The following is a 6,953-nucleotide window of genomic DNA, read 5'->3' on the forward strand; positions in this document are numbered from 1 at the left end:
GCCAGCATATTCAACTCAGCTGGAATATTAGGAAAAGTAAAAAGCTGGGGCTATCAGCAAGTGCTATTACCGTTATTCTTTAGGATGGTAAAATTAATTTCTGCAGAATCTATAGATGGTTACCGCTATTTTAAAGATAGATATCGAGTGCCTGAAAAGAAGATGGCAATGATACCTAATGGTGCCGATTTGGATCGTCTTTTTGCCCTAACCAAAGGGGTGAAAAGTTTTGCGGAAAAAGAGAATATTTTACTTTCTGTTGGAAGAATTGGTAATCCACAAAAAAACAATGAGCTATTGTTAGAAGCGATTCCAAAATTGTCTGTCCCAAATTGGAAATTCTATTTCGTCGGGCCAATCGAACCTGAATTTAAAGGTTATATCAATAAATATTTCGAAAATTATCCTCATTTAAAAGATCAGGTCATATTTACTGGAAATATCTCCGATCCTGCCCAATTGTATGCCATTTACAATCGCTCAAAATTATTCTGCTTAAGTTCATTGTGGGAAGGTTTTCCATTGGCAGCAGTAGAGGCAGCTTGTTATGGAAATGTTTTAGTATTACATAATAAAATTAAAGCTTTCAGCACGTTGACCGATCATGGAAAGAATGGGGTCAGTTTTAATCAAGACAATATTACAGAAGTCTTAGCAGCTATTCTAGCGGATGATGAATTACAGCAAAAAATGTATCAAAATGTACTGATTTATGCCCACGAGCAATTTTCTTGGCACAATTCTGTAAAAAAAATAGATACAATTCTTAATTTTTGACCACCCCCACAACAATTTATTTTTCAAGTACCATTATTCCATTGAAAGATGGAGGTGGTGGCAGTGTAGTGATCTACAGGCATTTGAAGAGATTCCAACAAGAAGGGCATCATATCGTCTTTTTGAATTGTAGTCCAAATCATGGAGTAAGGACTGAATTTACCCAAATCAATATCCCAAAGAGATGGTGGCATCCGCCCTTGCGAAAATATACTCCATTGCTTTCAACATTCCGATTTTGGCTTCACTACCGTTTTTTGAAAAACAGATTAATTTTTCAAAAGGGAGATAAAATTCTGGGGATTTTAGAAGACACGGGCAGTCTTTTAGCACAAATCATAGCTTCACAAACAAAGTTGCCTTACTATCTTTTTTTCCACGATGACAATATTTTCAGCAAATATTTTGAAGGCCATCTATTCAGCTTGGGCAACCTCAAAAACATCATTCGTCACTGTAAACATTTCTTTGTTGTTTCAAAACCTATGCAAGAATTGCTGAAGCAAAATGGTGGGAAAAACGCTATTGTAATCTATCCTATTCCAGAAGGCAGCTCCAGAAAGAAAGATTTGGCTAAAGTAAATTTTAAGGGACTTCAGCTTTGCTATGCTGGAACGATACTTCCATTTCATGACCAACTGATCAAGAAAATATTTAAGGCAGCACAATCGATGAATGGGCAATTAACTTTGGTTACGAATTCAGACCTCGCCATAGCTGATCGATTTCGAGATTGTGAAGGAATAAAAATAAGGAGGCCATTGGAAAAACTTCATGACCTTTTCACCATGTTACTAGAAAAGATGGATGTATTGCTCATATTTTACTCTTTTAACTTAGCTGAGGAAATTAGGGCAACACACAGTTTTCCGAGCAAATTCGCTGAATTTTGTCATTTAGGAATGCCAATTCTGATCATTGCACCTGAGAAGAGTGCTATTGGCCTTTGGGCGAAAGAACATAAGTGGTTATGCTACGTGAATAACGATTCGGTGATTCATATTTCCGCTATGATCAAACGTTTACAAACCAAAGATTTTTGGGAAGAATGCCGCCTTCAAGCTATTCGATTGGCAGAAACTGATTTCAATCCTACCATTATCCACCAACGGTTATCCCTGATTTTAAATGAATGATTTAGTTTCAGTTATTATTCCTACATATAACGCAGAGCGATTTATCGAAGCGACCATTCAATCTGTATTGGATCAAACTCATCAGAATCTGGAAATTATTGTAGTTAACGATGGCTCTACAGATCAGACCTTGAAAGTAATTGAGGATATTCAAAACTCAAAAATCAGGGTCATCACGAAAGAAAATGCTGGAGCAAGCGCTGCTAAACAAACTGGGCTGGAAGCGGCAACTGGGGAATTTATCCAGTATTTAGATGCGGATGATCTCTTGAGCGAAGATAAAATTGCTAGTCAAGTTGAGATTTTAAAACAGCATCCAAAGGCAATCTCATTATGTTCAACAGTCCATTTCTTTGACCAAACAGATCATCAAAGCTATCCGGTGATGGAGGATTGGTACGCAAATGAACAAAATAGTTCGATTGATTTTCTAATTAAACTTTATGGAGGAGGCTATATCGGACCAATTTATGGCGGAATGATTCAACCTAATGCATTTTTAACGCCCATCGATATCATTAAAAAAGCTGGTCCATGGAATTACTCTATTTCTCCTTGTCCGGATGAAGATAGTGAATATTTTTGCAGGGTGATCTTGGCCTCAGATGAAGTGATATTTGCAAAAAAAGGAATCAATTACTATCGAAAATTCAGGCAACAAAATAGTCTAAGTGCGGTAAGAAGCTATATTGCCTGTAAAAACACGCTCCAATCTACCTTGCTCAAAACTGAATATCTGTTAGCCGCAACACCTAAACTTGAGGCAAAAATAGCCATGAGCAATCAGCTATGGGGCGATGCTTTTATCTTCTATCCAAAATATAAAGATTTATCAGCAATGGCTGCCCAAAAAGCTAAGGAGTTGTACCCTAAATTAAAGATTGAGCCTTTCAAAAGTCCTGTCAAAAAAGTGATAAGTCGGCTATTTGGATGGAAAACTGTGATGAAAGTTGATTATTTTAGATTTAAATAATGAGAAGATTAATTGAACGCTTTTTCATCAAAATATTGAAACTCCTAAAGGTAGACCTCTTGGCTCATGCTCATATTCAGTTGGGAGTTGGTCATAACACTTACTTTTCTGGAGAAGCATATATTGTCACTACAATTGTTCCCGACTTACTCCAAGATGAGCCCAAAGTAATTTTTGATGTGGGGGCAAACATCGGTGAATATGCTTCTTTCCTTCGGAAAAATTACAAGCAATCAACCATTCATTGCTTCGAGCCTATTGCTAAGACTTTTAAAACCTTGGAAGAACGCTCCAAAACGGATTATTTCATCTGTAATCATTTTGGTTTGAGCGATAAGGCGGAACGAGCGAACCTTTACATTGCCAGTAAAGATGATGATGCAAGCATGGCTACTGCCTATCCTGCTTCCATTAATGATATTTTCACTTTTGTAGGGAACACATCCGCAGGAACTGAATGCAATTTTGTTACCTTGGATGAGTATTGTGAAACCAATCACATTAACCAAATTGATTTCTTGAAAATTGATGTTGAAGGTCACGAATTAAGCGTACTAAAAGGGGCGAAAAAAATGCTCAACAAGCAGGCCATTTCAATTATCCAGTTTGAATTCAACGAATTTAACATCACCTCAAAAAGCTTCATGATTGATTTCTACAAAATTTTGCCGAATTATAAGCTCCATCGGATCATGCCCAACAATAGATTACTGCCAATGGGTGAGTATAATTCTAAACATGAAATTTTCAGGTATCAAAATATATTGGCTATAAAAAATAGCGAAATAAGCAAAGCTGCTGTCGATATATGATTTCACTTGTCATTTTTACTTGCGAAGGACGTGAGCATCTGTTAAGTCAAACCATCAACTCATTTCGCAAACATTTTAGCTATAACTGGACGAAGGTTATCCTTGCTATAGATGGACAAGTTAATCCTCAGCTGATCAACGAGATCAAACCTGACGTTATTCTTCAGCATCCTCAAAGAAGCGGATATGTAAATAGCATCTCTACTACGCTGAAAACAATCAATACCCCTTACTTTTTTTGGTTGGAGGATGATTGGACTTTTCATTCTTCGGTAGCCCTAGAAACGCTTGCCGAACAGCTTGAAAACCATCAAGATTGGGCAGAGATTGTGCTCAGCAAAACCGGACCATTAACCCAAGAGGAGAAGATTAATCCATTGATGGGGAATTTTTTTAATTCTATCTATGGGTTTTCCGCTAATCCATGCCTTTGTAATACTAAACAGTTGCAAGATGGATTTTTCGCATTGGAATTAGCGCCAAAGGGTGGACAATTAGGTCAGGATGGTTTTGAGAATTTCCTCACTAAAAAATTTTCCGATGAAAATATTAAAACTGTGGTTTTAGACCCAGTAGATCAATTCTCCATTTCACATGAAGGTTATCTGGAAACAACGCCAAGAAAATGGCACATGACCAACTCCTTAGAAGGAGCTAAGACGCAAGAACATTTGATGATTATTCCCGTTCCTCCTTTTTGGCGACGCGTGACCATGGTTTTTAAGTTGATAGGTACTTTCTTTAAACTATTCGTTGTTCAACTCTACAACAATAAGATTTACGAATTCTGCTTTAGAGTTGTAGCTTCAGCCCAATCAACACTCAAAAACAAAGATTGATGAAATCAGCTTCTGATAATCAACGCTATAACAATTTCTGTAGCATAGCAGCTACCGATGACACTGTGTTCAACACATTCAGGCAAAATGAAGTTTATCAGGAAATCCTGGAACATTTCTCTTATGAGGATGGTCTAACCTATCTCAATCAACTCAAAAAACATGCGCCATCATTATTAACGCAAATCAATGTATTCAAAACAAATGATGATTTTGGTGGCGCCGATATCCACCATTATGAAGAAATTGGGGATATTGCTCCTTCTACTCTGCATTACATCCGCCAGTTGGCTTATCTAGAAAGCAGCTTTGGAAACCTAGACGGTTTACATCTGGTAGAAATTGGCGGTGGATATGGTGGTTTGGCCAAATTGGTGATGGACGGTTTTAACATCTCTTCCTACACCATGTACGACCTGCCGGAAGTGAACTTACTCACCGCGAAATATCTTGGAAAGTTTGGAAATCAATATTTGGATAAAGTAATTTTTGGGAATTTGGATGAAGCGGAAAATCGAATCTATGATATCTGCCTGAGCAACTGCGCTTTTACGGAGTGTACACCATCCATTCAAGATCAGTACTTAGAAAAAGTAATTGGACATGCCAAGAGCGGTTTCATGATCTATAATTTCAGGATTGAATCTTATCATCCTGTTATCATTTTCAATAAAATGGAAGCCCTCGGTTTAAAGAAAATGGGTATACTTCCAATTGAAAATGCCAATGGGAATATTTTCATCCTGGCTTGGAATACGCGATTATCGCTGAATGCACTCCCTTATAAAAGAAGATTTATCCATAAACTTTCTCCAAAACTTTACCATTTCGGATTAAAAGTCTTTCAACGAATTAAAAATAGGTGATGCAAAGGCAAGTCATCACCTTAGCAACGGGGAAAAAATTATATGTCGACTTAGCTGTTCATTTAGCAAGGTCGTTTAAGAGATGGAATGATCCTGAATCGATTGCTTTCATCATTGTTACCGATCAGCCTGCATTTATTCCGGACGATATAAACGCTTGGGCAAAAACAATCATCATCGAAGAAGGGGCTTTCGGACTTGGTTTCTCCCCAAAACTTCATCTTGATCAAATTGCACCTGCCGGACAAACGCTTTTTATCGACAGCGATTGTTTGATTTTCGGAAACATTGAGCCCATTTTTGAGCAGTTTCTAGGAAAAACGGTCAGCGTACTTGGTGGATATATCAGCGATGGGGAATGGTTTGGAGATGTTAAATCGGTTCTTCAACAGTTCAATCTTGTTCAGATGTCCAAATTTAACGGCGGCATTTATTACCTAGAAAATAGCGCAACAGCAAAAGCCATTTATGAAACAGCAAGAGAGCTGGAAACGCGATACGATGAAATTGGCTTCAAAAGATTGAGAAACCGGCCAAATGATGAGGTGATCATGGCCTTGGCGATGGAGCTTCATCAAATGCAACCTTTATTCGACGATGGAACTGTAATGAGTGATCCGCAAGCTTGTCCCGGTGGCTATCAAATTGATGCGGTGAGTGGTGAAAGATGGTTGATCAATCCGCCAAAACCTCATCCCTTACATCAGGATTGGTATCCATTTGAAAAAGTTGAACMCCTCATTTTTCATTTCCTAGGCTACTACACCAAACATTACCCCTATCAAAGAGAGGTTTTCCGCTTAAAACATTTCTTAAACCAAAAGTTAAATTGGCTAACGGAATTACAAGCGAAATTTGGCATCGAATGGCCAGCAAGAATGAAGATTGCTGCGAAAAATACACTCCGCCCGATTTACAGAAAATTGTTTGGGATTAGAAAAATCGAGCAATCTGAACGTACAGTATAAATGGATATCAGCATCATCATTCCAACCTATAATCGTTTGTGGAGCTTACCTCAAGCCATAGCAAGTTGCAAAAATAATTCCTGTTCAACTGAAATCATTGTAATCGATGATGGCAGTACCGATGGCACTTGGGAATGGTTAGCGGCACAACCCGATATCAAAGCGATTAAACAAGAAAATTGGGGCAAATGCTGGGCAGTAAATCGATGTTTTGAATTGGCAAAAGGGAAATATATTCGCTTTTTGGATTCTGATGATCTACTTTCTCCAAAGGCCAATGATGAACAATTCATCTTGGCAGAAGAAACGGGAGCTGATGTGGTGGTGAGCGGTTATCGGGTAATTGATGAAAACAATGATGTGCTGAGAAGTCAGCAGTGGATAGACTGCGATGATTTTATCGCACAACAGTTGGGAGAATGCGATTCGTCACATTATTCATCTTATCTGTTTAGAAAAGATTTCATTAAGGATATTCCGCATCGCCCAGATTTTGCTTTTCGCGATGATCGTTTATTTGTACTTGAAACAGCACTGAAAAATCCAAAAGTCTCTATCCATCAAGAATATGCACTTTTACAT

At 38.0% G+C, this 6,953-nt stretch carries 8 protein-coding genes; all 8 read left to right on the forward strand.

Going from position 1 to position 6,953, the window contains the following annotated elements:
* On the forward strand, positions 1-777 hold a 777-nt coding region (locus AC1DND_RS14775; RefSeq protein WP_477582688.1), incomplete at its 5' end, for a glycosyltransferase family 4 protein.
* Entirely contained in the window at positions 774-1,913 is a 1,140-nt protein-coding gene (locus tag AC1DND_RS14780; RefSeq protein WP_477582690.1) for a glycosyltransferase, read from the forward strand. The genes AC1DND_RS14775 and AC1DND_RS14780, both read left to right, overlap by 4 nt.
* Positions 1,906-2,886 (forward strand): glycosyltransferase family 2 protein, encoded by a 981-nt coding sequence (locus tag AC1DND_RS14785; RefSeq protein WP_477582692.1) that lies wholly within the window; start codon positions 1,906-1,908, stop codon positions 2,884-2,886. The genes AC1DND_RS14780 and AC1DND_RS14785 overlap by 8 nt, the downstream gene beginning before the upstream one ends.
* Entirely contained in the window at positions 2,886-3,698 is an 813-nt protein-coding gene (locus AC1DND_RS14790; RefSeq protein ID WP_477582694.1) for an FkbM family methyltransferase, read from the forward strand. Before AC1DND_RS14785 ends, AC1DND_RS14790 begins: the two co-directional genes overlap by 1 nt.
* On the forward strand, positions 3,695-4,537 hold the full coding sequence (locus AC1DND_RS14795) for a glycosyltransferase (RefSeq protein WP_477582696.1): 843 nt from the start codon (positions 3,695-3,697) through the stop codon (positions 4,535-4,537). Before AC1DND_RS14790 ends, AC1DND_RS14795 begins: the two co-directional genes overlap by 4 nt.
* Positions 4,537-5,403, forward strand: a complete 867-nt coding sequence (locus tag AC1DND_RS14800; protein ID WP_477582697.1) for a putative sugar O-methyltransferase — start codon at positions 4,537-4,539, stop codon at positions 5,401-5,403. Before AC1DND_RS14795 ends, AC1DND_RS14800 begins: the two co-directional genes overlap by 1 nt.
* Positions 5,403-6,371, forward strand: a complete 969-nt coding sequence (locus AC1DND_RS14805) for a hypothetical protein (RefSeq protein ID WP_477582699.1) — start codon at positions 5,403-5,405, stop codon at positions 6,369-6,371. Before AC1DND_RS14800 ends, AC1DND_RS14805 begins: the two co-directional genes overlap by 1 nt.
* A partial coding sequence (locus AC1DND_RS14810; RefSeq protein WP_477582701.1) for a glycosyltransferase family 2 protein occupies positions 6,372-6,953 on the forward strand: 582 nt, incomplete at its 3' end.

The sequence above is a fragment of the Pedobacter sp. 01N416 genome, from assembly GCF_056399685.1.